The following is a 24,060-nucleotide window of genomic DNA, read 5'->3' as shown; positions in this document are numbered from 1 at the left end:
CACTCAGCGCCTGCGCGCGCCGCGGGCCACCTGCTCGCACACCGCCAGCGTCTCCACCGCCACATCGTCCCAGGTGCGGCTCATCGCCGCGGCGATCGCCGGGCGGTCCCACGGCTGGTCGAGCGCCTGCCGCAGCGCCTTGGCCAGCGCCTCGGCGTTCTTCGGCGGGATCAGGATGCCGTTGTCCGCATGCAGGATCTCGCGCGTGCCGCCCACGTCGGTCGCCACCACGGGACGCCCGCACGCCACGCCCTCCACCACCACGTTCGGATAGCCCTCGCTCCAGCTCGGCAGCGTCAGCACGTCGGCAGCGTTGATCCACTCGGCGACCTGCTCGGGCGCCTGACCACCCGGCAGATGGACGCGCTCGGTCAGCCCGGTCGACGCCACCAGCGCCATCAGCTCCGCCTTCATCACGCCGTCGCCGACGAGGGCGAGCGTCACCTTCGGGTCGTCCTTGGCGAGTTGCTGGAAGGCGGTGATCAGCTCGCGCATGCCCTTGGCTTCGACGAAGCGGCCGACGTAGACGATCATCTTCTCGTCCGGCTTCACGCCCCACTTCGCGCGCAGCGACGGCTGGTCGAGCGGCTTGAAGACGGCGGTGTTGAAGCCGTTGATGATGGTGTGGACCCGCTCGGCTGGCGCGCCGAACTCGCGGATCGCGTACTGGCGCATCGCCTCGCTCACCGTCAGCAGCGCGTCGATGCCGCCGATGGTGCGGCGTGTCATCTTCTCGTTCACGCCCGAGCGGACATGGATGTCCGAGCCCAGCGCGCCGACGATGCACGGCACCCCCAGCGCCCGCGCCGTGCGCATCGCAGCGAATCCGTCCGGATAGACCCAATAGGCCAGCACCAGATCCGGCTTGAAGCGGCGCACCCGCGGCGTCAGCGCCAGGCTGGCGATGTGGCCGTTGTAGCCGCGGCTGACCACCGGCACGCCGGGAAAGGTGAAGGCCTCGACATCGCAGCCGTCCAGCGTGTAGTCCGGGCCGACCGAGCCGTAGATGAAGCTGCGCGGCTTGAACCCGGGGATGCGCGGGTACTGCATCGTCTGGAAGAAGGTCTTCACCGTGGCGAGCTTGCCCAGCGAGCGGGCGGTTTCGTGGATGTAGCGGCCCCGCGTCTGGTCGTGCGGAACGGGCAGCATGGGAGTGACGAGGGCTATGCGCAGCATCTTGGGCTCAGGCAGCAGAGGAATCGGACAGGCGGAGATTGTCGGGGCAAACCATGACAGCGCTCGCCGGACACGCTCAGCGGCGCAGCGTCGGACTGTCGAGGACCAGGGCGGAGGCCTCCAGCCGGACGGCACCCGGGGGCGGCGCCGTCGCCGCGAACACGCGATCGAGGGGGCCGACGATGACCGTGCGCAGGCGCTCCGGCGTCCAGTGCCGCCGGGCAAACGCCTGGACCTGGACCGGAGTGACCGCCTCCAGCCGCTGCGACCAGCGGGCGAGGTGGCCGGAGGCGACGCCCAGGGCCCAGTCGTCGCCGATGCGGGCGACCATGCCGCTGGTGGTGTCGAGCTGCCGGGCGAACTCCCCGATCAGCGCGGCCCGGCGTGCCGCCAGTTCGGCCGGGGTGACCGGCTGCTGCGCCAGACCGAGGAGCTGGCGCTGCATCAGCGCGGCCACTGCGGCGGCATGGACGTGCCCGGTCTGTGCCGCCGCGATGAACAGGCCCGTCAGGCGCTGCTGCTCGACCCGCCCGCTCACCCCGTAGGACAGGCCGCGCCGGATGCGCACCTCCTGGTTGAGCCGGGCCGAGTAGCCGGCGCCCATCACGGCGACCGCCAGGGTTCCGATGGCGTGGTCGGGCGCCTCGGTGCCGACGAACGGGGTGCACAGCAGCACGCTGCTCTGGGCCGCAGCAGGCAGGTGGACCAGCAGGGTCGGTGCCAGTACCGGGGCCGGCGCCTCCGATGGGGCCTCGCGGGGTTCGGCCGGCGGTGGCTCCGTGCCCAGGCGCCAGTCCTCCAGCACCGGTCCGACCACCGCCCGCGCGCCGGCCAGATCAATGTCCCCCGCCAGCACCACGGCCACCCGGTCCGGCCGCACCCAGCGGCGGTGCAGCGCCACGACATCCTCGCGCCGGACGGCCATCACGCTGTCCGCCGTGGTGACCTCGCCCCGGGCATCGGGCCCCCAGGCCGTGCGGTGCGCGACCATCGCCGCGAGTGCCGCCGGATCCTGCCGCCGCAGGGCCAGCGCATCGCGCATCTGCGACCGCACGCTCTGCAGGTCCGCCGCGGCCAGCAGCGGGTGGCGCAGCAGATCGGCCAGCAGCGCCAGCGCGGCCGGGATCCGGGGCGTGAGCACCGTCATCTCCAGCGCGATCAGCCGTTCCTCGACGCGCACGGAGACAGCCCCGCCCAGCGCCTCGGCCTGCCGGGACAGCCCCACGCCATCGACCGCGCGGCCGTGCCGCAGCGCCCCCCGGGTCAGCAGTTGCGCCAGCAGCTCGGCACAACCCCGGCGACCGGGTGGATCGAACGCCGGTCCGCAGCGCACCAGCAGCGCCACGCTGGCCAGCGGCAAGCCTGGCCGTGGCGAGACGATCAGCGTCAGACCGTTGTCGCCCGCCACCTCCTCGAAACGCGCAGGCACCTGCAGCGACAAGGCCGGGCCGGGCTCCGGCAGCGGTGGCGGCGGCGGGGCAGCCGGCCGGTCGATGGCCCGTGTGGCCGGCGGTCCGGCCGCAGCCGTCGGACGGGGACGCGCCACCGGTGCAGCGCATCCGCTGGCAGCCGAACCCAGTGCCACCGCGCCACCACGCACCAGCCAGCCCCCGAAGGTGCGCCGCTTCATGCCGGACCGCCGGACACGGCCGCAGACGGCCCCTGCACGTAGCGCAGCGCCACCGCGTGCGCGGCCAGCACGTGGGTGCGCAGCACGCGCTGCACGTCCTCGGCACGGACCGCCTGCAGCTGCGCCAGCTCCACATCCACCGCACCCGCGTCCTGCCGCCGCACGATGGACCAGCCGACCGCCAGCGCACGGCCCTCGGCCGTCTGCCTCGCCACCAGCGCCTCAGTGAGCAACTGCGTGCGCACCTTGTCGAGTTCGCCGATCGGGATGCTGCCGTGGGCCAGCCGGTGCACCGCCCGCAGCAGCGCGGCTTCCAGCTGCGGCAGCCGGGGATCGCTGCGCGCATCGCCACCGACCACGGACGGGCCCGCGGCGATCGCCCAGGCGCTGAGCATGCCGGCGTCGGCGTGGAGATCGACACCGAAGCCCGCACTCTGCGCCAGCCGGCCCTGCTCGACCAGCCCGACCGAGAGGCGGGACGAATCCCCCTGCCCCAGCAAGGCGCCCGCCACGCGCAGCGGCGCGGCATCCGGATGCGCCGCGGCCGGGGCCTGCCACAGCAGCGCCAGCGCCGGCGCGGGCACCTGGGGCGCGGACAGGGTGAGCCCCTGCCCGCGCTCGCGGCGCGGCTCCCGCAGCGACACCCGCGGCACGGGGGTGTCCGGTGCGGTGAGCGGGCCGAAGTACCGGTCCACCCAGGCGTGGATCCGGGACGGGTCGATGTCGCCCGCCACGATCAGCGTGGCGTTGTCGGGCCGGTAGTAGGTGGCGTGGAAGCGCTGCACATCGCCGAGGGTGGCCGCGTTCAGGTCCTCGACCCGGCCGATCACCGGGTTGCGGTAGGGATGGACCCGCCACAGCGCGGGCGCCATGGCGTTGAAGAGCCGGCCGTAGGGATCGACCAGCACCCGCTGGCGGAACTCCGACGCCACCACCGCCCGCTCGCTGAGGAACTGCGGCTCGGTGACCAGCAGCTGCGCCATGCGCTCGGCCTCGGCCCAGAGCAGGCGCTCGACGTGGTTGGCCGGCACGACGTTGAGGTAGGCGGTCGCGTCCTCGGTGGTGAAGGCGTTGTTCTGGCCGCCCACATCCTCGGTCAGGCGGTCGAACGCCTCGTCCGCGAGGTGGCGGGTGCGCTTGAACATCATGTGCTCGAACAGGTGCGCGAAGCCCGAGCGGCCGGGCGGGTCGTCCTTGCCCCCGACCCGGTACCAGACCTGGAGCGCGGCTGTGCCCGACCCGGCGCGCCCGGCGACCGGCTCGTCCGGCAGCAGCACCACCTGCAACCCGTTGCGCAGCACCCGCACCTGCGGCGACAGCGGCGGCACCCGCACCGTGGCCAGCGGCGCCTGCGCCTGCACACCCGCCAGCCCGCCACTGGCCAGCAGGACTGCCCCCTGCCGCAGCAGGCGACGCCGCCCCGCCGGCCGGGCGTCAGGGTGCGCCAAGACCGGTGTCCAGTGCATGGTGGAAACGCAGCCCGTTGCGGCCATCGCGCTTGGCCTGGTACATGGCGGTGTCAGCGCGGCGCATCAGCGTGGCCTCGTCCTCGCCATCGTCGGGGAAGACGGCGATGCCGATGCTGAAGGAGACGTGCAGACTCGCCCCACCGATCCGGTACGGCTGCGCCACCCCCCCCAGGATGTGGCGCGCCACCTCGGCCGCGTCTTCGGCCGTGCCGATCTGCGGCAGCAGCACCACGAACTCGTCGCCACCCAGCCGGCAGACCGTGTCGCTGGCCCGCACGGCACCCAGCACGCTGCCGGCGACCTGGCGCAGCAGCTCGTCGCCCACGTCATGGCCCTGCCGGTCGTTGATCTGCTTGAAGTGGTCGAGGTCCAGGAACATCAGCGCCAGACAGCCCCCGCTGCGCCGGGCGAGTTGCAGCGCCTGCTGCAGGCGGTCCTGCAGCAGCAGGCGGTTGGGCAGACCGGTCAGCGCGTCGTGCTGGGCCTGGCGCGCCAGCGTGCGGGCGAGTTCGTGCGCGGTGGTCGTGTCCTGGAAGGTCGCGACCGCGCCGATCAGGGCGCCGCTGTCCGGATCCCGCATCGGGGTGATCGTCTCGCGAATGACGCGGCTGCTGCCGTCCCGGTGCTGCAGCCGGGCGGCCTGGCCATTGACGCAGTGCCCGTCACTCAGACAGGACAGCACCGGATCAAGCAGCGGCTCCCCGCTGTCCAGATCGCGCCGGTGCACGACCGTGCCATAGAACTGGCCCACCACCTGCGTGGCGGACCAGCCGGTCATCGCCACCGCGGCGGGGTTGAAGCTGACGATGCAGCCCCGCTCGTCGGTACCGATCACCGCGTCCCCGATGCTGGCCAGCATCACCGACATGCGCTGGAACTGCACCGCCAGCTGCTCGGCGAGCCGCTTGCGGGTGACGTCCTCGACGATGGCCAGCGAGCGGACCACGCGCCCGCGCGCGTCGCGCTCGCCGGTCGAGGACAGCAGCACATCGACCAGCTGGCCGTCCCGGCACACCATGCGCAACTCGATGTCGCGGATCTCGCCGGTGCGCATCAGGACCGGCCAGGCCTGCTGCAGCATCCGCTGGCGCGACGGTCCATCCAGGAATTCGGTGGCCTGGCGCCCCACCACCTCGTCGACCGGATAGCCCAGGCGCTCCAGCCAGCGCTGGCTGACGGCCACGATGCGGCCCTCCGTGTCGATCGAATGCAGCATCGCGGGCGTGTGCTCGTAGAGCTGTCGCAGGCGCTCGCGTTCACGTTCCAGCGCGCGCTGGCGTCCGCGGGCCGACTCCATCGCCGCGGCCAGCAGCAGCGGCGGCAGCAGCGCGGCGAGCAGGGGCACGTGCAGCAGCAGGGTCTGCCAGTCGCCATGGACCGGGGGCAGCGTCAGACCACCGCGGGCAATGGTGGCCCCGACGGTCAGCGAGACCAGCCAGACCTGCAGCACGACGTCCAGATAGCGCAGGCGCATGGCCGCCCCCAGCATCGGCAGCCCCAGGTAGACAAACGGGAACGGCAGATGCGGCAGGGCCAGCACCACGGTACCGACGGACAGTCCCATCAGGGCCACCGTCTCCCCGGTCACCAGATGCCTGGCCAGCGACCGCACGCCCTCGCCGCCTTCCCGGTGCACGAGCAGCGACAGCCCCAGCGGCAGCAGTGCCGTGGTACCGATCAGGCTGCCCTCGAACCAGGTCAGCCAGAGCTGCGTGGCGGACTGCGGAGTCACCCCGGTGCCCCCCAGCAGCAGCACGGCCAGCGTCGCACCGGACAGCGCCGGCAGCAGCACGGCCCGCCACCAGACCCGCCAGCCCGCCAGCGGGCTGCGGTGGATCTGGCGCCAGTCCGGGCTGCGGGTCAGCAGCCAGCCACCAAGCACCATCTCGCCCAGATTGGGTGCGGCATACAGCACGGCCGCGCGCAGGTCCGCCCCGGCCAGGCCATTGGCGAAGAGCAGTCCACCGGTCAGTGCAGCCAGCGTCGCCCACCAGCCCCGGCGGCCCGACTGCAGCAGGCAGCACGCCCCGAAGGCATTCGCATACCAGAGCGTGGCCATGCCGACCTCCCGGCACGACAGCGCGATCGACAGGCCCGCCAGCGCCGCACAGCCAGCCGCCACCACCAGCCCGCGCCACCAAGGCTGCAGTCCAGTGTCGCGATCTGCCGTGATCTGCGGCTCTTCTTTCCATTCCGACATGACCCGACGCCCCCCGACGCGTGCACGATTCAGCGACGAACCCGGCCGCGCCGGTCGGGCAGCCGCGTCGGCGGCCCCTCGACTGGTGCGGCAGGGGCCGGTGATTCTGGCGCCTGCGGCGTGTGTCCGGCGGCATCGCGCAACGCCAATGCGTGTTCATACAACGCATTGCGCGCACTGCCCGTCACCTGGGCCGTCAGCGACACCGCCTGTTTGAGGGGCAACTCGGCCATCAGCGTGCGCAGCAGGTGGTCGGTGGAGACGGCGCTGGCGTCGTCCGGGGCCGCCTCGGTGGCTCCACGCGCGTGCAGCACCAGCACGAACTCGCCGCGCCGGTGGTCCGCGTCCGCCGCCAGCCAGGCCGGGAACGCGGCGCAGTCCAGCGTGTGGATGTCCTCGAACTGCTTGGTGAGTTCGCGGCAGACGGTCAGGCGGCGGGTCGGCAGCACCTCGGCCAGCGCATCGGCCAGGGCTTCGATGCGGTGCGGCGCCTCGAACAGCACGCAGGTCCCCGGATCACCGCCGAGCGCGCGCAGTTCCTGCACGCGTGCCGCGGCCTTGGGCGACACGAAGCCGACAAAGCGGAACCCGCCGCCCGCCACATCGCCCGCCGCGCTGAGCGCCGTCACCACGCTGCTCGCACCCGGCAGCGGCACCACGCGGAATCCCGCCGCCCGCACCGCAGCCACCAGCCGCGCGCCCGGATCGGAGATGGCCGGCGTGCCCGCATCGCTGACATAGGCCACGCGCTCGCCGCGGGCCAGGCGCTCGATGACCTGCGGTGCGGCCGACTCCTCGTTGTGCTCGTGCAGCGCGATCAGCGGCCGGTGCAGCCCCAGGCGCTGCAGCAGCCCGGCGCTGACGCGCGTGTCCTCGCAGGCGACGGCATCCACGAGCGACAGCACGTGGATGGCGCGCAGGCTCATGTCGGCCATGTTGCCGATGGGGGTGGCGACGACATACAGTGCCGAGGCAGGGTGCTGCTGGTGCCCCGCGGCCGCGCTGGCAGCTTGCAGGATCAGGGGGGAAACGATGGTGTCGAGACTCACGGGCAGCAATCGCGAAGAACGCAGGGACAGGAAGGACGTCGGCGATGCCGGCGAGGACCGCGCCTTGGCGCATCTGCAACAGCAGGGACTCGTGCTGTTGCAGCGCAATTATCGGGTCGCCGCCGGGCCATCTGCCCGTGCCGGTGAAGTGGACCTGATCATGCGTGACCGGGACCGTGACGGCACGCTGGTGTTCGTCGAGGTCCGTCGGCGCGGCAGCTTCGACCACGGCGGCGCGGCCGCCAGCGTGACACGGTCCAAGCAGATGCGGATCATCTTTGCCGCACGCCACTACCTGCAGCGCCATTGCCGGGTCTGGCCGCCGTGCCGGTTCGACGTGGTCGCCATCGACGGCGACACGCTGACGTGGCTGATCGCGGCCTTCGATGCCGGTTGATGGCGGTTGATGCACATGGATCAGACGCTGAAATCGAACGTGCATCCGGCTGGAATATCATCGGCCATGCTTGAGCAACGCATACAGCAACAGTTTTTCGACAGCGCCGACCTGAAATACGCCGCCGCGGAGGTGCTCACGCGCCCCGTGAGCGATGCGGCCCAGGTCCTGCTGAACGCCATCACCTCGGGGGGCAAGGTCCTCGCGTGCGGCAACGGCGGCTCCGCGGGGGATGCACAGCATTTCGCCGCCGAGTTCGTCGGCCGCTTCGAGCGCGAGCGCCCGGGGCTGGCCGCACTGTCGATGTCCACCGACACCTCCATCCTGACGGCGATCGGCAACGACTACGCCTTCGACCAGATCTACGCCAAGCAGGTGCAGGCGCTGGGCCAGCCGGGGGACGTGCTGCTGGCCATCACCACCAGCGGCAATTCGGCCAACATCCTCGAAGCCATCGACGCGGCGCACCAGAAGGACATGGTCGTCGTGGCCCTCACGGGCAAGGGCGGCGGCAAGGTGCCCGGCGCGCTGAACGAAGGGGACATCCACATCTGCGTCCCGCACGACCGCACGGCCCGCATCCAGGAGGTGCACCTGCTGGTGATCCACTGCCTGTGCGATGCGGTCGATGTTTCACTGCTTGGAGAATGACCTGATGGCATTGCCGCTGAACCACACCCGCCTGTCCCGCCCCCTGTCGACGCTGATCGCCGCAGCAGCCCTGTGCACCTCGCTGGCCGGCTGCGCGCCGCTGCTGGTCGGGGGCGCGGCCGTCGGCGGGGCGATGGTGGTGACCGATCGGCGCAGCTCGGGCGTGCAGCTGGAAGACGAGACGATCGAGCTCAAGGCCGGACAGCGCATCCGTTCCGTGGCCGGGGAACGCTCGCACGTCAATGTGACCAGCTACCAGCGCCAGGTGCTGCTGACCGGCGAGGTCTACAACGAAGCCGACAAGGCTGCCATCGAGGCCGCCATCGGCAAGATCGACGGCGTGAAGTCGGTGGTCAACGATCTGGCCGTGATGTGGCCCAGCTCCACCAGCGAGCGCTCGCGCGACCTGCTGCTCGTCGGCAAGATCAAGGCCACCTTCGTCGACGCGGCCGGGCTGGCATCGAACGCCTTCACGGTGGTCGCCGAGCGGGGAGTCGTCTACCTGATGGGCCGCGTGACCGAGGAAGAGGCCACCCGGGCCATCGAACTGGCCCGCGCCGTGCCCGGCACCGTGAAAGTGGTGCGGCTGGTCGACGTGATCACGCCCGAGCAGCTCAGGAACATCAAGGGCCGCTGAACAGCGACCCGAAGCGCCCGCTCAGCGCAGGCGCCGGACCAGGCTGGAGGTGTCCCAGCGCCGGCCGCCCATGGCCTGCACCTCGGCGTAGAACTGGTCGACCAGCGCCGTCACCGGCAGGCGTGATCCATTGCGGCGCGCCTCGTCCAGCACCAGACCCAGGTCCTTGCGCATCCAGTCGACGGCAAAGCCGAAGTCGAACTGGTCGTCGACCATGGTCTTGCCGCGGTTGTCCATCTGCCAGCTCTGTGCCGCGCCCTTGCCGATGACGTCGAGCACCTGCTTCATGTCGAGGCCGGCGTTCTGGCCGAAGGCGATGGCTTCCGACAGGCCCTGCACCAGCCCGGCGATGCAGATCTGGTTGACCATCTTGGCGAGCTGGCCGGCACCACTCTCGCCCAGCAGCGCGATGGCGCGCGAAAACGCCATCGCCACCGGCCGCATCGTCTCGAACGCTGCTGCGTCACCGCCGCACATGACGGTCAGCACGCCATTGACCGCGCCCGCCTGGCCACCAGACACCGGCGCGTCGATGAACTGCCCGCCCTGTGCCACCGCCAGTGCCGACAGCTCGCGCGCCACATCCGCCGAGGCGGTGGTGTGGTCGACCAGCAGTCCGCCCGGGCGCAGGCCCGCCAGCGCGCCGTCCGCACCCAGGACGACCGAGCGCAGATCGTCGTCGTTGCCGACACACAGGAAGACGATGTCCGCCTGCTGCGCCGCTTCGCGCGGCGTCAGAGCCATCGCGGCGGACAGGCCTTCGCCGGCGTGCTGCGCCACCCAGACTTCGGCGCGGGCCGCGGTGCGGTTGTAGACGGTCACGCGGTGGCCAGCGCGGGCGAGGTGGCCGGCCATCGGGCCACCCATCACGCCCAGGCCGATGAAGGCCACGGTCTGGGGAGGGACAGAGTCGTAGAGTTTGGTCATGTCGGGTCAATAGCGGCGTTCTTCAGCGATGCTCAGGCCGCCGGTGTCGGTGGACTTGCCGGCGCGGGCACGCATGCTGTTGAGCTTGATCTGCAGCCGCAGGTCATTGACCGAGTCGGCGTTGCGCAGGGCATCTGCCTCGGTAATGTAATAGCCTTCGTAGAGGTCGAAGAGGGCCTGGTCGAAGGTCTGCATGCCGTGCTCGCGGCCCTTCTTCATCACCTCCTTGATCGCCGAGACCTCGCCCTTGAAGATCAGGTCGGAAATGAAGGGCGTGTTGAGCAGGATCTCGACCGCAGCGATGCGCCCGGCTCCGTCCTCGCGCGGGATCAGGCGCTGCGAGACCATCGCCTTCAGGTTCAGCGACAGGTCCATCAGCAGCTGGTCGCGGCGCTCTTCGGGAAAGAAGTTGACGATGCGGTCGAGCGCCTGGTTGGCGCTGTTGGCGTGCAGCGTGGCCATGCAGAGGTGACCGGTCTCGGCGAAGGCGACGGCATGCTGCATCGTCTCGCGGTCGCGGATCTCGCCCATCAGGATCACGTCGGGGGCCTGGCGCAGCGTGTTCTTCAGCGCGGCGTCCCAGGTCAGCGTGTCGATGCCGACCTCGCGCTGCGTGATGATGCAGTTCTTGTGCGGGTGCACGAACTCGACCGGGTCCTCGATGGTGATGATGTGGTCGCAGGCCGCCTCGTTGCGGTGGTCGACCATCGAGGCCAGCGTCGTGCTCTTGCCCGAGCCGGTGGCGCCGACCAGGATGACCAGCCCGCGCTTGACCATCGTGATGTCCTTCAGGATGCTGGGCAGCCCGAGCTTGTCGATGCTGGGCAGGTCTTTCGGGATGGTCCGCAGCACCATGCCGACCTGCCCCTGCTGGACAAACGCATTGACGCGGAAGCGCCCGATGCCCTGTGGCGAGATCGCGAAGTTGCATTCCTTGGTGCGCTCGAACTCGGCCGACTGCTTGTCGTTCATGACCGAGCGGGCCAGCGCCATCGTGTGCTGGCTCGACAGCGGCTGCGGCGAGACCTTGACGACCTTGCCGTCGACCTTGACGGCCGGCGGAAAGTCGCAGGTGAGGAACAGATCCGATCCGCCGCGCGAAACGAGCAGACGCAGCAGATCATTGATGAATTTGGAGGCCTGGTCGCGTTCCATGGTGGAGTTCGTCGGGGGGGGTGGAACGGCGTCAGCCGGGGAAGTTCTCGGGCGAACGGGCCTTGGCACGCGCTTCGGCAGGCAGGATCTGGCCGCGCCGCAGCAGGTCGGCGAGGTTCTGGTCGAGCGTCTGCATGCCCTGGCCCTGGCCGGTCTGGATGACGGAGTACATCTGCGCCACCTTGGCCTCGCGGATCAGGTTGCGGATGGCGGGGGTGCCCAGCATGATCTCGTGGGCCGCGATCCGGCCGGTGCCATCGCGGTTCTTGCACAGGGTCTGCGAGATCACCGCCATCAGCGACTCCGACAGCATCGCGCGCACCATGTCCTTCTCGTCGCCAGGGAAGACGTCGATGATCCGGTCGATGGTCTTGGCCGCACTCGACGTGTGCAGCGTGCCGAAGACCAGGTGGCCGGTTTCCGCGGCGGTGAGCGCCAGACGGATCGTCTCCAGGTCGCGCAACTCGCCCACCAGGATCGCGTCGGGATCTTCACGCAAGGCCGAGCGCAGCGCCGCGGCGAACGACTTGGTCTGCGTGAACACCTCGCGCTGGTTCACCAGACATTTCTTGGATTCGTGGACAAACTCGATCGGATCCTCGACCGTCAGAATATGGCCATACTCCGATTCGTTGAGGTGATTCACCATCGCCGCCAGCGTCGTGGACTTGCCGGAACCCGTCGGACCCGTCACCAGCACCAGCCCGCGGGGTTTCAGCGCCAGCTCGCCAAACACCTTGGGCGCATTGAGGTCTTCCAGCGTCAGAATCTTGCTCGGGATGGTCCGGAACACCGCTCCAGCCCCGCGGTTCTGGTTGAACGCATTGACCCGGAAGCGCGAAAGGCCTTGAATCTCAAAGGAAAAATCGCACTCCATGCTCTCCTCGTAGCTCTTGCGCTGCGAGTCGTTCATGACGTCGTAGACCATCTCGTGGATGCGCTTGTGCGGCAGCGGATCGACGTTGAGCCGGCGCACGTCGCCATGAACGCGGATCATGGGCGGCATGCCGGCCGACAGATGCAAGTCTGACGCCTTGTTACGAACCGCGAACGTCAGCAGCTGTGTGATATCCATGCATTTGCTCCTACGGACCAGACGGCCAGTTTGCCGACTTTTCCGAAGGGAAAAGTGACGAAAAATGAAAACTTCGATCCGGACGATTATGACGACCATCACGAGCAACGTACAAGCCACACAAGTGCGGCTAAATCAGGCTTGTTTCACGGCCGGGCGACACCCTGAAACAGTACACCTTCTGGCCGTGAGCAAGTTGCATCCGGCCGAGGCGGTCCGCCAGGCCCACGCGGCCGGACTCTGCGCCTTCGGCGAGAACTACGTCCAGGAAGGCCTCGACAAGATCGCCGTGCTGGCGGACCTGCGCCCCGTGCTGGCGTGGCACCTGATCGGGCCGCTGCAGAGCAACAAGACCCGCGCCGTGGCCGAGGCCTTCGACTGGGTCCACAGCATCGACCGCCTGAAGACCGCCCAGCGCCTGAGCGAGCAGCGCCCCGACCACATGCCACCGCTGAACGTGTGCCTGCAGGTCAACATCAGCGGCGAGGACAGCAAGAGCGGCGCCGCACCGGCCGAGGTACCCGCGCTGGCCCGCGCCGTGGCCGCCCTGCCCCGGCTGCGGCTGCGCGGACTGATGTCGATCCCCGAACCCGAGCGCGACCTGGAAGCGCAGCGCCGCCCGCACCGGGCGCTGCGGGAGCTGTTCGACCAGCTCAACGCCGAAGGCCTCGGCCTGGACACGCTGTCGATGGGCATGAGCGCCGATCTGGAGGCCGCCATCCTCGAAGGCGCCACGCTGGTGCGCATCGGCACGGCGATCTTCGGTGCCCGCACGCCTTGAGCGGCTCTTGAACTTGGCGTGAACGACCGCACGTTCGAGCGGCCGGGAGGTACTGTATCCGCCTCTGCGGCGTTCGCAGCGCCTGCTGCCTTGCAGTCTGGAAAGGAAGGTTGTCCATGATCAAGATCGATGAACTGCGCGAGGGCTTCGGCTCGTTCTGGGGCTCGGTGTCCGAGGGCTGGGACCGGCTGCGCCACACGGCGGCCGGCGCGCTGACCCGCTTCAAGCCGGGCGAGCAGACCGCCCTGCCCGACCGCGGCCAGATCGACGACCCGCTGCACTTCCCGGCGCAATCGTGGTCGATGCTCGGCGGCGACGTGTTCGAGGACGAGCAGCGACTGGTCGTGCGCATCGAGGCGCCGGGCATGGAGAAGGACAACTTCGCCATCGAGATCAGCGGTGACACGCTGGTGGTGCGCGGCGAGAAGCGTTTCGAGGGCGAGACGACCGAGGGCCGCTGGCGCGTGCTGCAGTGCGCCTACGGGGCGTTCCAGCGCACCGTGCCGCTGCCGGCCGCGGTGCGCGGCGACGAGGCCAAGGCCAGCTACCGCAACGGGGTGCTGAAGATCGACCTGCCCAAGGTGCAACCCGGCAAGCCGACCTCGGTGAACATCAAGGTCGACTGAGCCCCACCACGACCCGACACGGCGGCGCTCACACCGCGATCGCCGCCGTGTTCTTCACCTCTTCCATCACCACACCTGATTAGCAATGATCTTCAGCAAGGCCCTAGCCGACGATCAGGCGTAGCGTAGAAGGCAGACAAAGCGCAGGAGCGAGCACATGCCGATGAACCGAATCCAGTTCCAGCAAGGGATGTCGCTGCCGGAGTTCATGAGCAGCTTCGGCACGGAAGAGCAATGCGCCGAGGCGGTCAAGCAGGCACGCTGGCCCCAGGGCTTCGAGTGCCCGCGCTGCGGCACTGCGGCGCACTACGTGGTGGGCCAGGGCGCACGCAAGCTGTATCAATGCAACGGCTGCCGCCACCAGACTTCGCTGACCGCGGGCAGCCTGTTCGCGAGCACCAAGCTGCCGCTGAGAACGTGGTTCCTGGCGATCTACCTGCTCAGCCAGGCCAAGACGGGGCTGTCGGCGCTGGCGCTCAAGCGGCAGGTGGGCGTGAGCTACCCGACGGCGTGGCTGATGCACCAGAAGATCATGCACGCGATGGCCGAGCGGGAGAGCCAGCACCGGCTCGACGGCACGGTGCAGCTCGACGATGCCTACCTCGGCGGGGAGCGCAGCGGCGGCAAGGCGGGTCGGGGTTCGGAGAACAAGGTGCCGTTCGTGGCGGCGGTCTCGGTCAATGACCAGGGGCATCCGCAGTACGTCAAGCTCGCGCCGGTGAGCGGCTTCACGCTGGAGGCGGTGGGCCAGTGGGCGCAGGCGGCGCTGATGCCGGGAGCGCGGGTGGTCAGCGACGGGCTGGGGTGCTTCGCCGCGGTCACCAGCGCGGGCTGTCTGCACACGCCGATCGTGGTGGGGCAGCGCAAGCCGCGCGAGCTGCCCGAGTTCACCTGGGTCAACACGGTGCTGGGCAACCTGAAGACGACGTTGTCGGGTGCGTTCCATGCGTTCAAGTACCCCAAGTACGCCAGCAGCTACCTGGCAGCGTTCGCCTACCGCTTCAACCGTCGGTTCGACCTGCGCGAGTTGGTGGCTCGGCTCATCATCGATGTCTCGCGGTGCAAGCCTCGGGCTCAGCGGGTCGTTCGGGGGAATGCTGAGGATCGTTGCTAATCAGGTCACCACATAGGTCCGCGTCTCGCGCACGCCGGGCAGGGCCCAGATCACCGAGCCGATGAACGCGCGGTACGCGGCCATGTCGGCCACGCGGGTCTTGAGCAGGTAGTCGAAGCCGCCCGCGACCAGGTGGCACTCCAGGATCTCGGGCCGCACCTGCACGGCCGCACGGAAGGTGTCCATCACGTCCTGCACCGTGCGGTCGAGCAGCACCTCGACGAACACCATCAGTCCGGCACCGAGCCGGGCCGGATCAAGCCGGGCCTCGTAGCCGAGGATGTAGCCGTCGCGCGTGAGGCGGCGCACGCGCTCCAGCACCGCCGTCGGCGACAGGTGCACGGCCTCGGCCAGCTTCAGGTTGGAGATGCGTCCATCGGCCTGGAGCAGTGCGAGGATGCGGCGGTCGATCTTGTCGATGTCGGTGCTCATGGAAAAATATTATCCAATCAATGGCCATTTGATTGGTGAGTTATTCATCTTCATGGCGAATAAGCTGGAGATCTGCGCAACACCACGCCGAGACCTCGCACCATGACCACCGCCCCAGCCAACAGTTTCTCCGACCGCCTGCCCGTCCCCGTGCGCGACGAAACCGCACAAGTCTCCCGCCTGCTGGGCGAGTTGCAGGGCCACGTGGACTGGTCCGCCGTGATCGCCACCGGCACGCCGTGGGTGGACGCCGTGCGCCGCCAGCCCGCGCCGTTCTGGGCGATGGAGTCGCTGCTGCGCGAGTACCCGATCTCCAGCGCGGAGGGGTTGGCGCTGATGCGGCTGGCCGAGGCGCTGCTGCGGGTGCCGGACACCGAAACGGCGCTCGCGCTGACCGCGGACCAGCTCGGCCGCGCCGATTTCTCGGGCCACGCTGCGGACGGGCAGGCGCACCCGATGCTGTCCGGGCTGGCGTCGCAGGCGATCCACCTGTCCAAGAAGCTGCTGCCCGAGGATGGCGATGCGCCGAACGGCGGCGGGTTGCTGCAACGGCTGGGCGCCAAGACGGTGGTGGCCGCGACCGTGCGGGCGATCCAGCTGCTCGGGCGGCAGTTCGTGCTCGGCCAGTCGATCGGCGAGGCGCTGACCCGCGCCGACGCCAACCGCCGCGAACACGCGCTGATCCGCCACAGCTTCGACATGCTCGGCGAAGGCGCCCGCACCGACGCCGACGCGCTGCACTACGGCCGCGCCTACGCCGACGCGATCCGCGCCATCGCCAGCAAGGGCCGCCCGGCCCGGCCCGAGGATGGTGACGGCATCTCGATCAAGCTCTCCGCGCTCGACGCTCGCTACGAGCCGGCGCAGTTCGCCACCGTGACCGAGCGGCTGATGCCCCGCCTGCTCGACCTCGTGAACGCCGCCGCCGCCGCGAACATCAACCTCACCATCGACGCCGAGGAGTCCGAGCGGCTGGAGCTGTCGCTGGTCGTGCTGGACCTGCTGGCGGCCCATGTCGCGGCCACGTTCCCGCAATGGCAGGGGCTGGGCCTGGCGGTGCAGGCGTACCAGACCCGCGCCCCCGAAGTCATCGACGAAGTGACCGCCATCGCCCGCCGCCACGGGCTGCGCTTCATGGTGCGGCTGGTCAAGGGCGCGTACTGGGACGGCGAGATCAAGCGCGCACAGGAACTCGGCCTGCCCGGCTACCCGGTCTGGACCGACAAGCGCCACACCGACCTGAGCTATCTCGCCTGTGCGCAACGCCTGCTGGCCGCGCCCGAGATCTACCCACAGTTCGCCACCCACAACGCCGGCACCATCGCCGCGATCCTGGAGATGGCCAAGGCGCACGGCACGCCCTTCGAGCTGCAGCGCCTGCACGGCATGGGCGAAGGCATCTACCGCGAGGTGATGAAGCGCCCGGACGCGCCGCCGCTGCGCATCTACGCCCCGGTGGGCGAACACCGCGACCTGCTGGCCTACCTCGTGCGGCGGCTGCTGGAGAACGGCGCGAACTCGTCGTTCGTGCATCAACTGGCGGACGAGGCCGTGACGCCGCAGATGCTGCTGGCCTCGCCGCTGCGGGCGCCGTCGCGCTCGGTGCTGCCGATGCCGCTGCAACTGTTCGGCGCGGCGCGGGCGAATTCGAAGGGCGTGGATCTGGCCGCCGAACGTGAGCGGCTGCCGTTGCTAGCGTCGCTGGCGGTGCCGATGCCCGCGGCGCCGAATGACACGAGCGTCGCAGGCGCCGCCGCCGCGATGGACGCGCTGCACGCCGCCCAGCGCGGCTGGAACGCGACACCACTGACCGAGCGCTGCGCCGTGCTGCTGCGCGCGGCCGATGCGCTGGAGCGGCGCACGAGCGAATTCGCCGGCCTGCTCGCTCAGGAAGGCGGCAAGACGCTGGGCGACGCGGTGGCGGAAATCCGCGAGGCGGTCGATTTCTGCCGCTACTACGCCGAGCAGGCCGCCGCCCGGCTCGCCCCGCAGACGCTGCCCGGCCCGACTGGTGAGCGCAACGAACTGCGGCTGCACGGCCGGGGCGTGTTCGTCTGCATCAGTCCGTGGAACTTCCCGCTGGCGATCTTCGCGGGCCAGGTGGTCGCGGCGCTGGTCGCCGGCAACACGGTCGCCGCCAAGCCTGCCGAGCAGACGCCGCGGGTCGCGCAGCGCTTCGTCGAACTGCTACACGACGCCGGCCTGCCGCGCGCGGCGCTGGCGCTGGTCTGCGGCCCCGGCGAGACGGTGGGCGCGACGCTGGTGGCGCATCGGCGCCGTGCGGGCGTGTGCTTCACCGGCTCGACGCAGGTGGCCAAGGCGATCAACCGCACGCTCGCGCAGAGCGCCGGCCCGATCGTGCCGCTGATCGCCGAGACGGGCGGGCTGAACGCGATGCTGGTGGACTCCAGCGCGCTGCCGGAGCAGGTGGTGGACGCGGTGGTCCAGAGTGCGTTCCGCTCGGCGGGCCAGCGGTGTTCGGCGCTGCGGCTGCTGTGCCTGCACGAGAGCGTGGCGGACAAGGTGCTGGAGATGGTCGCGGGCGCGATGGCAGAGCTGGTCTGCGGCGATCCGGCGGAGGCGGCGCAAAGCTGGGCGGTCGATGTCGGCCCGGTGATCGACGCCGAGGCGCACGCTGCTCTGAGCCGAAACATCGCCCGGCTGGAGCGCGAGGCACGGCTGATCGCCCGCACGCCGCTGCCCGAGCGGCTGGCCGGCACGCACATCGCGCCGGTCGCGTTCGAGCTGAAGTCGATCGGCGAGATGCGCGAGGAGCTGTTCGGGCCGGTGCTGCACGTCGTGCGCTGGCGCGGCGCGGTCGATGCGCTGGTGGACGAGGTAAACGCGCTCGGCTATGGGCTGACGCTAGGCGTCCACACGCGCATCGACGACCGGGCGATGCGGATCGCCGAGCGGGCGCGGGTCGGGAATGTCTATGTGAACCGCAACATGATCGGGGCGGTGGTGGGCGTGCAGCCGTTTGGCGGGGAAGGTCTGTCCGGGACGGGGCCGAAGGCAGGCGGACCGCACTATCTCTATCGGTTCTGCGGGGAGCAGACGGTGACGGTCAATACGGCGGCTGCCGGGGGGAACGCGACGTTGCTTGCTGGCTTGTGAACTGACCCACCCCCACTGGACGCCGAGATCCGGATCAGACGAGCCCGCCGAGGCGCAGCGAGGCGCGCAGCATGTCGTTGATGCGCGTCTGCCACCCGTCGCCGCTGGCGCGCAGCGCGGCCAGCACATCGGCATCCAGGCGCAACTTCACCGGCTCCTTGGTGATGGCCTGCGTGGTGCCAGCAGGCCGTCCACGGCGGCGCGCCACGATCTGCTCGGGCGTGTGGGCCAGCCCATGCCCGTCCCGCGCCTCCTTCAGCGACTCGCGCAGCCCCGGGAGCGTCTGCCCCGCGTCAGCCTCGATGGCGGCCGCCACCTTGTCGATGTCCAGTGTCTTCAGCGTTTTCATGTTCAGCTCCTCGTCAAGATGTCTTTGGGCTTGACGTTCGTGCGCTCGGCCTTGGCGTAGACCATGACCAGCAGCACCACCTCGTCACCCACCAAGTGGAAGTAGATGACCCGCGCCCCGCCGCGCTTGCCCATGCCGGGACGGTCCCAGCGTACCTTGCGTGCCCCGTCGGCACCTGGGATCACGTCGCCTGCGTCGGGGTGTTCCGCGATCCAGTCAATGAACGCCTCGCGATCTGCCGCACGCCACACGGCGGCGGCCTGTTTCTGGAAGGTCGGCGTTTCGATGACAGTACGCATGCATTAAATGTACACCCAAATAATATGTACTCAAATCTTGATGTTCAGTTCAGATCAGGAGAGAGCTTGCACCGAAAAGACTCAGCGGCAGCAGCGCGCCACATCATCGGCTCCGAGACCGAGACGCTCCCCTCGCTAAACTGATTCCATGACACACCCCACCGCCTCCACCCACCCCACCCTCGCCTTCATCGGCGGCGGCAACATGGCCACCGCCATCCTCGGCGGCCTCGTCCGCAGCGGCACCCCTGGCGCGAACCTGATCGTCCTCGACCCCAACGCCGAGCAGCGCGTCCGCCTGGAGCGCGACTTCGGCGTCCGCACCCTCGCCGCAGCCGACGCGACGCTGGCCGAAGCCGACGCCGTCGTCTGGGCCGTCAAGCCGCAGAGCTTCAAGGACGCCGCCGCCCCGTGCGCGCCCTTCGTCGGCGGCGCGATGCACCTGTCCGTGATGGCCGGTATCCGCAGCGACGCCATCGCGCAGGCCACCGGCTCCGACCGCGTCGTGCGCTCCATGCCGAACACGCCCGCGCTGATCGGCCAGGGCATCTCGGGCCTCTACGCCCGCCCCGCCGTCAGCGCCGCCGAGCGCGCCCAGGTCGAGTCGCTGCTGGCCCCGACCGGCGACGTGGTGTGGGTCGAGCGCGAGGTCGATCTGGACGCCGTGACCGCGCTGTCCGGCTCCGGCCCGGCCTATGTGTTCTATTTCATCGAGGCGATGGTCGCCGCCGCCGAGCGCATGGGCCTGACCGCCGAACAAGGCAAGCAGCTCGCACTCGCCACCTTCGGCGGTGCGACGGAACTGGCGCGCCGCTCGGACGACACGCCGGCCACACTGCGTGAGCGCGTCACGTCCAAGGGCGGCACGACCTACGCCGCGCTGACGACGCTGCAGGCGCGGGGCGTGCAGGACAGCTTCATCGCCGCGATGCTCGCCGCGCAAGCCCGAGCGCGCGAACTGGGCGACGAGTTCGGGCGCTGAACACCGGGGAGCCCGCGCTCACCAGTCGACGCTGCGCGGCCACAGCCGTCGCCGCAGCGCCGCCAGATCCTCGGGTGTGTCGACGTCGGTGACATGGGCCACCCGGTCGGTGACCAGGCGCTGCACGGCATCACCGGCACCGGCCAGCCAGTCGCGGACACCCTGCGCAGGGGGCAGGCGGTCCACCGCTGACGCGGCCTCCCAGGACAGACACACCGGGTGCCCGCGCACACCGTCGACCACCGGCACCAGCGCCTGCACGGCGGGCGGTCGTGCGCGCCAGGCGTGCAGCAGGAGCACGATGTCCGCGTCCGTCAGGAGGGGTAGATCGGCCACCAGCAGCAGCAGGTCACGCCGCAGCCGGGGCATCTGGCGAGCGCGGTGGTCCTGCACCGCCAGCCGCTGCGAGCACGCCAGCGGCGCGCCCGGCACGCCCTGCCAGACGACACGTACACCACAGCGCTGCGCCAGCGGCAGCAGCCGGTCGGCGTAGGGGCCGATGACGGCGCCGATGTCGTCGATGCCCGACTGGCGCAGCGCGTCCACCAGCCGCTCGAACAGGCTCAGCCCGTCGATGCGCAGCGCGAACTTGGGCACCCCACCCAGCCGCCGCCCCAGACCTGCGGCCAGCAGGATGGCCGCCGGTGTCGGCGCCGGATCGGGAACGCGCTCCTCCCCCACGCTCACCCGCCCACCGCGCAGACCGACGTCCCGTGGCCAGACTCGCCTTCGGACGCGGCCTTGCCCTCGGCCACCGCGCGGGGTGCGGGTTGCCGGACACCGTTTTTCACCGCCACCACCTCGGCCATGATGGACAGCGCGATCTCGGACGGCGTCTTGCTGCCGATGTACAGGCCGGCTGGCCCGTGCAGCGTGTCCAGCGCCGCCTCGTCCAGGCCGAAGTGCGTGCGCAGTCGCTCGCGCCGCAGCAGGGTGGTGCGCCGCGAGCCAATGGCGCCGACGTAGAAGGCCTCGGACTGCAGCGCGTCGATCAGCGCCAGGTCGTCGAGCTTCGGGTCGTGTGTCAGGGCGACGACGGCGGTGCGGGCGTCGGGCTGCAGCCGCAGGATCAGGTCGTCGGGCATCTCGTGGCTGAGCATGGCACCTTCCAGCGACCAGCCCGCGCGCTGCGCCTCGCGCGGATCGCAGACGATGACCTCGAAGTTCAGGCCCAGCGCCATCTGGCCCATGCAGCGCGCCAGGTCACCCGCCCCGATGAGGATCAGCCGGTGGCGCGGGCCGAAATGGGTCACCAGCACCCCGTCGGCGCAGTGCGGCAGGCCGTCGCGGCGACCGGGCTGCAACGTGACCGCGCCGGTGCGCAGGTCGAGTCGCCGCTCCGTGCTGCGCCGCTGCTGGCAGGCCAGCAGCAGTTCAGACAACTGGCTGTGCGCAGCCACCGGCTCCAGCACCAGCTCCACCGTGCCGCCGCAAGGCAGGCCGAAGCGGTGCGCCTGGTCGGCCGAGATGCCGTAGCGCAGCGTGGCGGGGCGACCACCCGCGCAGACGGCGGCCAGCCCCTCTTCGCGGACGCGCCGGACCAGGTCGTCCTCGATGCAGCCGCCCGAGACCGAGCCCGCCATCTCGCCGTGGCCGCTGATGGCCATCAGCGAGCCGGGCGGTCGGGGGGACGAGCCCCAGGTGCGCGTCACCGTCACCAGCACGACCAGCTGGCTTGCCGCGTGCCAGTCCCGGGCGGTGCGCAGGACCAGGGTATCGAGGTCTTCCATGCCTGCGCCCCTCAAGTCAGCCGGAAGGGCAGTTCGCGCAGCGGCTTGCCGGTCAGGCGGCTCACCGCGTTGGCGAAGGCGGGCGCCAGCGGCGGCAGGCCCGGCTCGCCCATGCCGGTGGGCGGCTCGGCGCTGGGCACGGTGTGGACCGCGATGGTGGGCATGTCGGCGATGCGCGCCACCGTGTAGTCGCCGAAGTTCTGCTGCTCGACCACGCCATCCTTGAGCGTGATGGCCGCCCCCGGCAGGCACATGCCCAGCCCCATCAGCGCAGCGCCCTGCACCTGCGCTTCGACCGTGCGCGGGTTGATGACCAGGTTGCAATGCACCCCGGCCGTGACCTGGTGCAGCACCGGCTGGCCGTCCTTCATCGACGCCTCGACCACATAGGCCACGACGGAATCGAAGGATTCGTGGACCGCCACGCCCCAGGCACGGCCGGCCGCCAGGCGTTTCTGGCCGTAGCCGCTCCGGTCCACCGCGAGCTGCAGCGCGGCGCGGTGGCGCGGGTGCGTGCTGCCGAAGAGCTTCATCCGGTAGGCGACCGGATCCTGCCCGGTCTCGCGGGCGATCTGGTCGATCAGCGTCTCCATGACGAAGGCGGTGTGGGTGCTGCCCACGCTGCGCCACCACAGCACCGGCACGTTCACCTTCGGGTGGTGCACCGTCAGCCGCATCGGCAGCGGATACGGCGCCCGCATGCCTTCCACGGCGGTGTGGTCGATGCCGTTCTTGACCATGCCCGCCTCGAAGGGACTGCCGGTGAGGATGGACTGGCCGACGATGACATGGTCCCAGGCCAGCACCTGGCCGGCCGCGTCGAAGCCGATGCGCGCGCGGTGCAGGTGCATCGGGCGGTAGTAGCCGCCGCGGATGTCGTCCTCGCGGCTCCAGAGGGTCTGGATCGGCGCACGCACCCCGGCCGACTGCGCCGCTTTCGCGATGGTGCAAGCCTCGACCACATAGTCGCTGCTGGGGATGGCGCGTCGCCCGAAGCCTCCACCGGCGGACTGCACCTGCACACGCACCTGCTCCGGCTTCAGTCCGAGCGTGCGGGCAGCCGCCATGCCGTCCAGACCGGGCATCTGCGAGCCGACCCAGAGCGTGGCGCCTTGGGCGGTGAACTCGACGGTGCAGTTCAGCGGCTCCATCGGCGCATGGGCCAGGTACGGGAAGACGAACTCGGCCTCGATCGTCTTCGGGGCCTGGGCCAGCGGCGCCATGTCGGCGTCGAAGTGGCGCGGGCCGGGCTGGGCCGCCAGCGCGCGGTACTGGGCGAGCTGGCGGGTGCTGTCCACCTTCTCGACCGCGCTGGTGTCCCAGTCGAGCTGCAGCGCCTGGCGGGCCTGCTGGGCCGGCCAGTAGCCGTCGGCGATGACCGCCACGCCCTCGGCACCACGGTCCAGCGGCACCCGCAGCACCGCCTTCACGCCCTGGATAGCCCGCGCGGCGCGGTCGTCCACCGAGCGCAGCCGGGCGCCGAACACGGGTGGCCGCGCGACCACGGCCGTCAGCTGGCCGGGCCGGCGCACGTCGATGCCGAAGTCCTGCCGGCCGCTGCTCTTGGCGACGGCGTCCAGCCGCGTGGTGGGCTGGCCGATGAGGCGGAACTGCTTCGGGTCCTTGAGCGTGACGCTGGCGGGCACCGGCAGCGCCATCGCCGCCTCGGCCAGCGCGCCGTAGCCCAGGCGCTGCCCCGCTGCGCCCAGCACCGCGCCGTTCTGCGTGCGCAGGCTGGCGGCATCGACACCCCAGCGCGCCGCGGCGGCTTGCACCAGCATCGCCCGGGCCCGCGCGCCCAGCTCGCGGTACTGGGTGAAGCTGTGCTTGATGGCCGTGGAGCCGCCGGTCAGGTGCATGCCCCACAGCGGGTCGGCGTAGGCCGGGTCGTTGGTGCCCAGCTGGCTGCGCACCAAGGACCAGTCGGCATCCAGCTCCTCGGCCAGGACCATCGGCAGCGCGGTCTGCACGCCCTGGCCAAATTCCAGCCGGTTGACCGTGACGGTGACCGTGCCATCGGGCGCGATGGCCACGAAGGCGCCGGGCTGCTGCACCGGCTTGAGCGCGGCCTCCGCCGCCGTGCCCTGGGCCTGCGCCAGCAGCGGGAACATGCCCAGCGCGAAGCCACTCGCAGCCCCCAGCTTCAGGAAGGCGCGGCGCGGCAGACCCTCGGCGGACGCGGCGTCGTGGTCACGCGCCAGCAGGTGCTGCAGGGCGCGCGGGAGTTCGTGCATCGGGTGGGTCGCATGGTTCAGCATGGCGGG

The 24,060-nt window shown here is 70.5% G+C and carries 22 protein-coding genes; 8 read left to right on the top strand and 14 right to left on the bottom strand.

Features of this window, described 5'->3' with window-relative positions:
- Nucleotides 1-3: 3 nt before the first annotated feature.
- The 5 genes from BDD16_RS14220 to rsmI form a co-directional block, all read right to left on the bottom strand.
- Nucleotides 4-1,176 carry a glycosyltransferase gene (locus tag BDD16_RS14220; protein WP_179634555.1) on the bottom strand — a complete coding sequence of 391 codons (1,173 nt, stop codon included), beginning with the start codon at nucleotides 1,174-1,176 and terminating at the stop codon, nucleotides 4-6.
- Between the two features lie 76 nt (nucleotides 1,177-1,252).
- A complete protein-coding gene (locus BDD16_RS14215; protein ID WP_179634554.1) occupies nucleotides 1,253-2,806 on the bottom strand; it encodes a M16 family metallopeptidase in 1,554 nt (517 codons plus the stop codon).
- Nucleotides 2,803-4,254, bottom strand: coding sequence for a M16 family metallopeptidase (locus tag BDD16_RS14210; protein ID WP_179634553.1), 1,452 nt, complete (start codon nucleotides 4,252-4,254; stop codon nucleotides 2,803-2,805). The genes BDD16_RS14215 and BDD16_RS14210 overlap by 4 nt, the downstream gene beginning before the upstream one ends.
- Nucleotides 4,241-6,475, bottom strand: a complete 2,235-nt coding sequence (locus BDD16_RS14205) for a diguanylate cyclase domain-containing protein (RefSeq protein ID WP_179634552.1) — start codon at nucleotides 6,473-6,475, stop codon at nucleotides 4,241-4,243. The genes BDD16_RS14210 and BDD16_RS14205 overlap by 14 nt, the downstream gene beginning before the upstream one ends.
- Before the next feature lie 29 nt (nucleotides 6,476-6,504).
- On the bottom strand, nucleotides 6,505-7,524 hold the full coding sequence (gene rsmI, locus BDD16_RS14200; protein ID WP_310732888.1) for a 16S rRNA (cytidine(1402)-2'-O)-methyltransferase: 1,020 nt from the start codon (nucleotides 7,522-7,524) through the stop codon (nucleotides 6,505-6,507).
- On the opposite strand from rsmI, the gene BDD16_RS14195 reads away from it, so the two are divergent.
- The 3 genes from BDD16_RS14195 (at nucleotide 7,508) to BDD16_RS14185 (ending at nucleotide 9,209) form a co-directional block, all read left to right on the top strand.
- Nucleotides 7,508-7,921, top strand: a complete 414-nt coding sequence (locus BDD16_RS14195; protein ID WP_179634551.1) for a YraN family protein — start codon at nucleotides 7,508-7,510, stop codon at nucleotides 7,919-7,921. The two genes, rsmI and BDD16_RS14195, sit on opposite strands and share 17 nt — an antisense overlap.
- A 66-nt stretch (nucleotides 7,922-7,987) precedes the next feature.
- The gene (locus BDD16_RS14190; RefSeq protein ID WP_179634550.1) at nucleotides 7,988-8,572 is read left to right on the top strand and encodes a phosphoheptose isomerase; all 585 of its coding nucleotides are present in this window, start codon (nucleotides 7,988-7,990) and stop codon (nucleotides 8,570-8,572) included.
- Nucleotides 8,573-8,576: 4 nt separating this feature from the next.
- Nucleotides 8,577-9,209 (top strand): BON domain-containing protein, encoded by a 633-nt coding sequence (locus tag BDD16_RS14185; RefSeq protein ID WP_179634549.1) that lies wholly within the window; start codon nucleotides 8,577-8,579, stop codon nucleotides 9,207-9,209.
- Between the two features lie 21 nt (nucleotides 9,210-9,230).
- Here the strand turns inward: BDD16_RS14185 and BDD16_RS14180 are convergent, their stop codons facing one another.
- Genes BDD16_RS14180 through BDD16_RS14170 form a run of 3 tightly spaced genes read right to left on the bottom strand, consistent with a single transcriptional unit; the run spans nucleotide 9,231 to nucleotide 12,366 of the window.
- On the bottom strand, nucleotides 9,231-10,136 hold the full coding sequence (locus tag BDD16_RS14180; RefSeq protein ID WP_179634548.1) for an NAD(P)-dependent oxidoreductase: 906 nt from the start codon (nucleotides 10,134-10,136) through the stop codon (nucleotides 9,231-9,233).
- Between the two features lie 6 nt (nucleotides 10,137-10,142).
- The gene (locus BDD16_RS14175) at nucleotides 10,143-11,291 is read right to left on the bottom strand and encodes a PilT/PilU family type 4a pilus ATPase (protein WP_179634547.1); all 1,149 of its coding nucleotides are present in this window, start codon (nucleotides 11,289-11,291) and stop codon (nucleotides 10,143-10,145) included.
- Nucleotides 11,292-11,322: 31 nt separating this feature from the next.
- A complete protein-coding gene (locus BDD16_RS14170; protein ID WP_179634546.1) occupies nucleotides 11,323-12,366 on the bottom strand; it encodes a type IV pilus twitching motility protein PilT in 1,044 nt (347 codons plus the stop codon).
- Between the two features lie 88 nt (nucleotides 12,367-12,454).
- On the opposite strand from BDD16_RS14170, the gene BDD16_RS14165 reads away from it, so the two are divergent.
- The 3 genes from BDD16_RS14165 to BDD16_RS14155 all read left to right on the top strand — a co-directional run bounded on the left by BDD16_RS14165 (nucleotide 12,455) and on the right by BDD16_RS14155 (nucleotide 14,887).
- The gene (locus BDD16_RS14165; protein WP_179634545.1) at nucleotides 12,455-13,147 is read left to right on the top strand and encodes a YggS family pyridoxal phosphate-dependent enzyme; all 693 of its coding nucleotides are present in this window, start codon (nucleotides 12,455-12,457) and stop codon (nucleotides 13,145-13,147) included.
- Between the two features lie 116 nt (nucleotides 13,148-13,263).
- Nucleotides 13,264-13,773, top strand: a complete 510-nt coding sequence (locus BDD16_RS14160; protein WP_218897815.1) for an Hsp20/alpha crystallin family protein — start codon at nucleotides 13,264-13,266, stop codon at nucleotides 13,771-13,773.
- Nucleotides 13,774-13,930: 157 nt separating this feature from the next.
- A complete protein-coding gene (locus tag BDD16_RS14155; protein ID WP_179632657.1) occupies nucleotides 13,931-14,887 on the top strand; it encodes an IS1595 family transposase in 957 nt (318 codons plus the stop codon).
- Here the strand turns inward: BDD16_RS14155 and BDD16_RS14150 are convergent, their stop codons facing one another.
- Nucleotides 14,888-15,319, bottom strand: a complete 432-nt coding sequence (locus BDD16_RS14150) for an Lrp/AsnC ligand binding domain-containing protein (protein WP_179634544.1) — start codon at nucleotides 15,317-15,319, stop codon at nucleotides 14,888-14,890.
- Between the two features lie 102 nt (nucleotides 15,320-15,421).
- Here BDD16_RS14150 and BDD16_RS14145 point away from each other — a divergent pair, with 102 nt between their 5' ends.
- Nucleotides 15,422-18,436 (top strand): L-glutamate gamma-semialdehyde dehydrogenase, encoded by a 3,015-nt coding sequence (locus BDD16_RS14145; RefSeq protein WP_179634543.1) that lies wholly within the window; start codon nucleotides 15,422-15,424, stop codon nucleotides 18,434-18,436.
- A gap of 34 nt (nucleotides 18,437-18,470) precedes the next feature.
- Here BDD16_RS14145 and BDD16_RS14140 read toward each other — a convergent pair whose 3' ends face one another.
- Together BDD16_RS14140 and BDD16_RS14135 are read right to left on the bottom strand one after the other, a co-directional pair.
- On the bottom strand, nucleotides 18,471-18,785 hold the full coding sequence (locus BDD16_RS14140) for a BrnA antitoxin family protein (RefSeq protein ID WP_179634542.1): 315 nt from the start codon (nucleotides 18,783-18,785) through the stop codon (nucleotides 18,471-18,473).
- A gap of 2 nt (nucleotides 18,786-18,787) precedes the next feature.
- The gene (locus BDD16_RS14135) at nucleotides 18,788-19,084 is read right to left on the bottom strand and encodes a type II toxin-antitoxin system RelE/ParE family toxin (protein ID WP_179634541.1); all 297 of its coding nucleotides are present in this window, start codon (nucleotides 19,082-19,084) and stop codon (nucleotides 18,788-18,790) included.
- Nucleotides 19,085-19,232: 148 nt separating this feature from the next.
- Between BDD16_RS14135 and proC the strand changes: the two genes are divergently transcribed.
- The gene (gene proC, locus BDD16_RS14130) at nucleotides 19,233-20,066 is read left to right on the top strand and encodes a pyrroline-5-carboxylate reductase (protein ID WP_179634540.1); all 834 of its coding nucleotides are present in this window, start codon (nucleotides 19,233-19,235) and stop codon (nucleotides 20,064-20,066) included.
- Between the two features lie 18 nt (nucleotides 20,067-20,084).
- Here the strand turns inward: proC and BDD16_RS14125 are convergent, their stop codons facing one another.
- The 3 genes from BDD16_RS14125 to BDD16_RS14115 are packed head-to-tail and all read right to left on the bottom strand — an operon-like array spanning nucleotide 20,085 to nucleotide 24,054.
- Nucleotides 20,085-20,753: a nucleotidyltransferase family protein gene (locus BDD16_RS14125; RefSeq protein WP_179634539.1), complete on the bottom strand. Its 669-nt coding sequence runs from the start codon at nucleotides 20,751-20,753 to the stop codon at nucleotides 20,085-20,087.
- Nucleotides 20,750-21,796, bottom strand: a complete 1,047-nt coding sequence (locus BDD16_RS14120) for an XdhC family protein (protein WP_179634538.1) — start codon at nucleotides 21,794-21,796, stop codon at nucleotides 20,750-20,752. Before BDD16_RS14120 ends, BDD16_RS14125 begins: the two co-directional genes overlap by 4 nt.
- An 11-nt stretch (nucleotides 21,797-21,807) precedes the next feature.
- Nucleotides 21,808-24,054 (bottom strand): xanthine dehydrogenase family protein molybdopterin-binding subunit, encoded by a 2,247-nt coding sequence (locus BDD16_RS14115; RefSeq protein WP_179634537.1) that lies wholly within the window; start codon nucleotides 24,052-24,054, stop codon nucleotides 21,808-21,810.
- Nucleotides 24,055-24,060 lie beyond the last annotated feature (6 nt).

The organism is Sphaerotilus montanus (assembly GCF_013410775.1).
GTDB classification, from domain to species: Bacteria; Pseudomonadota; Gammaproteobacteria; order Burkholderiales; family Burkholderiaceae_C; genus Sphaerotilus; species Sphaerotilus montanus.
The sequence above is the reverse complement of the archived record's forward strand: the minus strand, read 5'-3'. Positions and strand labels throughout refer to the sequence as shown.

Coding starts and splice junctions, on each gene's coding strand:
- BDD16_RS14215 (WP_179634554.1), bottom strand. CDS start 2,806: ATGAAGCGGCGCACCTTCGGGGGCTGGCTGGTGCGTGGTGGCGCGGTG.
- BDD16_RS14160 (WP_218897815.1), top strand. CDS start 13,264: ATGATCAAGATCGATGAACTGCGCGAGGGCTTCGGCTCGTTCTGGGGC.
- BDD16_RS14115 (WP_179634537.1), bottom strand. CDS start 24,054: ATGCTGAACCATGCGACCCACCCGATGCACGAACTCCCGCGCGCCCTG.
- BDD16_RS14120 (WP_179634538.1), bottom strand. CDS start 21,796: ATGGAAGACCTCGATACCCTGGTCCTGCGCACCGCCCGGGACTGGCAC.
- BDD16_RS14165 (WP_179634545.1), top strand. CDS start 12,455: ATGACGACCATCACGAGCAACGTACAAGCCACACAAGTGCGGCTAAAT.
- BDD16_RS14140 (WP_179634542.1), bottom strand. CDS start 18,785: ATGAAAACGCTGAAGACACTGGACATCGACAAGGTGGCGGCCGCCATC.
- BDD16_RS14150 (WP_179634544.1), bottom strand. CDS start 15,319: ATGAGCACCGACATCGACAAGATCGACCGCCGCATCCTCGCACTGCTC.
- proC (WP_179634540.1), top strand. CDS start 19,233: ATGACACACCCCACCGCCTCCACCCACCCCACCCTCGCCTTCATCGGC.
- BDD16_RS14135 (WP_179634541.1), bottom strand. CDS start 19,084: ATGCGTACTGTCATCGAAACGCCGACCTTCCAGAAACAGGCCGCCGCC.
- BDD16_RS14170 (WP_179634546.1), bottom strand. CDS start 12,366: ATGGATATCACACAGCTGCTGACGTTCGCGGTTCGTAACAAGGCGTCA.
- BDD16_RS14220 (WP_179634555.1), bottom strand. CDS start 1,176: ATGCTGCGCATAGCCCTCGTCACTCCCATGCTGCCCGTTCCGCACGAC.
- BDD16_RS14205 (WP_179634552.1), bottom strand. CDS start 6,475: ATGTCGGAATGGAAAGAAGAGCCGCAGATCACGGCAGATCGCGACACT.
- BDD16_RS14175 (WP_179634547.1), bottom strand. CDS start 11,291: ATGGAACGCGACCAGGCCTCCAAATTCATCAATGATCTGCTGCGTCTG.
- BDD16_RS14190 (WP_179634550.1), top strand. CDS start 7,988: ATGCTTGAGCAACGCATACAGCAACAGTTTTTCGACAGCGCCGACCTG.
- BDD16_RS14195 (WP_179634551.1), top strand. CDS start 7,508: ATGGTGTCGAGACTCACGGGCAGCAATCGCGAAGAACGCAGGGACAGG.
- BDD16_RS14145 (WP_179634543.1), top strand. CDS start 15,422: ATGACCACCGCCCCAGCCAACAGTTTCTCCGACCGCCTGCCCGTCCCC.
- BDD16_RS14180 (WP_179634548.1), bottom strand. CDS start 10,136: ATGACCAAACTCTACGACTCTGTCCCTCCCCAGACCGTGGCCTTCATC.
- BDD16_RS14185 (WP_179634549.1), top strand. CDS start 8,577: ATGGCATTGCCGCTGAACCACACCCGCCTGTCCCGCCCCCTGTCGACG.
- BDD16_RS14155 (WP_179632657.1), top strand. CDS start 13,931: ATGCCGATGAACCGAATCCAGTTCCAGCAAGGGATGTCGCTGCCGGAG.